The sequence below is a fragment of the Flavobacterium sp. genome (assembly GCF_035456225.1).
Classification (GTDB): Bacteria; Bacteroidota; Bacteroidia; order Flavobacteriales; family Flavobacteriaceae; genus Flavobacterium.
In genome coordinates this window covers 1-3,014 of sequence record NZ_DATIDM010000212.1, presented here as the reverse complement: position 1 = coordinate 3,014, position 3,014 = coordinate 1, and the positions used below count along the sequence as shown (strand labels likewise).

At 38.3% G+C, this 3,014-nt stretch carries 2 protein-coding genes; one reads left to right on the top strand and one right to left on the bottom strand.

Translation table 11 applies throughout. From position 1 onward, the window contains the following. The coding region (locus VLB74_RS12435) for a multicopper oxidase domain-containing protein (RefSeq protein ID WP_325203779.1) at positions 1-1,921 on the top strand (1,921 nt) is incomplete at its 5' end. A 31-nt stretch (positions 1,922-1,952) separates the two neighbouring features. On the opposite strand, the gene VLB74_RS12430 is transcribed toward VLB74_RS12435, so the two are convergent. After that, positions 1,953-3,014: sensor histidine kinase (locus tag VLB74_RS12430; protein WP_325203778.1), on the bottom strand; the 1,062-nt coding region annotated here is incomplete at its 5' end.

The following is a 3,014-nucleotide window of genomic DNA, read 5'->3' as shown; positions in this document are numbered from 1 at the left end:
AGTTCCGTATTTAACCACAGCTCCTGTTAAACCTCACTCCGAAGCAATTTATCGTTTTCCCATCGTTCAAAGCGGAACTTATTGGTATCATTCACATACGATGTTGCAGGAGCAGATCGGTATGTACGGCGCTTTTATCATCCACAAAAAAGAACCTTCCAAAGTAAAAGAAAAAGTAGTATTGCTCACTGATTGGAGTGATGAGAATCCTCATCAGATTGAGCGTTCCCTACATCAGGCGACCGATTGGTATGCCATAAAAAAAGGAGCAACCCAAAATTATGTTCAGGCCATTAAAGAAGGTCATTTTTCCACTAAACTGGAAAACGAATGGAAGCGCATGATGGCCATGGACGTAAGTGATGTGTATTATGAAAAGTTTCTCATCAATGGGCGTTTGTCGGAATCCGTTTCCGATTTAAAGCCTGGGGAGGAAATTAGATTACGCGTGATTAACGGAAGTGCTTCCACCTATTTCTGGCTGCAGTTTTCAGGCGGAAAGATGAAAGTGGTTGCCAGTGACGGATCCGATGTAAAACCTATATCTGTTGACCGACTGATTGTTGGTGTTTCTGAATCCTATGATATTATCGTTACAATCCCTGAAAAAGGGAGTTACGAGTTTTTAGCTACTTCGGAAGACCGAACCGGATCCGCATCGCTTTGGTTGGGGGAAGGGCCCAAAAAATCAATGAAACCGATGGAGCGATTGAAGTATTTCGAAGGGATGAAAATGATGAATGAGATGATGACCACAAGCGGAAAAATGAACGATATGGGCATGAATATGAGTCTTCAGCAAATGGATATGAACGCTGTAATGTATCCTGAAATCACAGGAAGTTATTCGGAGGAAATGGGTGAAAATACAGAAGAAAACCATCACAATCATACCGAAACAATAGTGGAAAATAAGGTGACGCTGAATTACAATATGCTGGAGTCGGTTGCTAAATCGAAGTTACCAGATGTTCCTTTTCATGAATTTACCTTCGAATTAACCGGAAACATGAATCGCTACGTCTGGACAATGGATAATAAAACAATATCCGAAACCGATAAAATTCTAATCCGTAAAGGTGAAAACGTCAGGATTATTCTGAAAAACAACTCGATGATGCGCCATCCGATGCACCTGCACGGGCATTTCTTCCGAATCGTTAATGAAAAAGGCGATTATTCGCCGCTGAAAAATGTTATAGATATCATGCCGATGGAAACCAACGTGATTGAGTTTCACGCTTCGGAAAATTACGGCGACTGGTATTTTCATTGTCATATTTTGTATCACATGATGTCGGGGATGGGAAAAATTTTCAGTTATGAAAACTCACCGCCTAATCCCGAATTGGGTGACCCTAAAAAAGCCTTACGTAAAGTTTATGCTGATGACCGTCGTTTTTATCTGGGTGCCGAAATCGGTTTGGAAAGTAACAGCAGCGATGGTGAAATCCGTTATTCAAACACAAGATGGATGCTGCAAACTGAATGGCATGTGGGCTTTAAAAAAGAATATGGTTATGAAAACGAACTTCGATTTGGCAGGCTTTTAGGTAAAAACCAATTTTGGATGCCTTATATAGGTTGGGATTTTCGCTATCGCCCTGGCGGAGAAACGGAAACAAATATATTTAATCAAACCAATACTAAAGATCAGCGAAGTGTGATTTCAATGGGAGTGCAATATACTATGCCTTGGTTTGTTGTTGCCGATGCCCGAGTGGATTCTGATGGAAAAATCAGGTTTGGTTTTTCAAGGGACGATATTCCCGTAACGGAAAGACTGCGACTTCGAGGAATGTGGAACACAGATAAAGAATGGACTGTGGGCGCGAAATACATTCTCACAAAATATTGGTCTTTATCAACTCATTATGATAGTGATATGAAGTGGGGTGCCGGGGTAACTATTCAGTATTAAACAAAAAAAACTAAATGATTTTATCGGAAAATTAAATCAGTTTGGGAAGAGTCAGCGTAAAAGTTGTGCCGATACCCTTTTTCGAGCTTACCTCAATATTTCCGTCAAGACATTCAGCGGCTTCTTTAACAATGTAAAGCCCGAGTCCGGATCCCGTTTTATCATTTGCGACAAAAAACATGTCAAAAATTTTCCCAAGATTTTCTTCGTCAATCCCGATACCATTATCATCAATTTCAATCACATAAGATGAATTATTTTCATAGGTTTTGATTGTAATTTGTTTGTTTTCTTTACTGTCATCGGAATATTTGATTGCATTTGAAAAAAGGTTATTCAGGATGATTCTCAATCGTAAGTTATCGATGATTATTTCATCAACTGAAATGTCTTTTTTAAAAGTAATTGCATGTGCTTTTTGCATATACTGATGTTGGGCAATAATCTCGTCTGCCAATTTATTCAGACTTACACTTTCTACACATTTCAGGTTTCGTTTATTTCTGGAATAATCAATAATGTCGCCAATAAATCGGTCTTGCCGGGTGAGACTTTCATGCATTAAATTTAGGTAGTCTTTTATTTGGTGAATGTTCTCTTCTTCCTGTGCAATTTCAACTAACCCTTTTACGGAATTAAGCGGGGAGCGCAGATCATGAGAGGCACTGTATACAAAACGATAGAGTTCTTTATTGGCAATGGTTAGGCTCTCATTTTTATTTTCTGTTTCTTTTTTTGATTGTGTAAGATTTTTTACGGTTGACCGATGGTAGAACACAATAGGAGTAATTACCAACAGTAGAAAAATGATATTGCCCCAAATGAAAGGCTTTTTATTGTTTAAAGTGACTTCATTCGGGGCAACATCAAAATTTTTTTCTGTTTGAGATACTGTGGCAATCAGAAGAGGCGTATTTGAAACTCTTGTTTTTTTTATATCAGAATCTAAATTGAAAGTACTTATAATTTTGTTCCTGCTGTTTGTAAGATTTGATTCCGGTGAAATGAATAGCTGTTTTTTTGAGAAGATTTTTATCGGATAACGATTAAAAGCCTGTAATGGGAAACATATGAAAAACAGCATCAGTAAAGC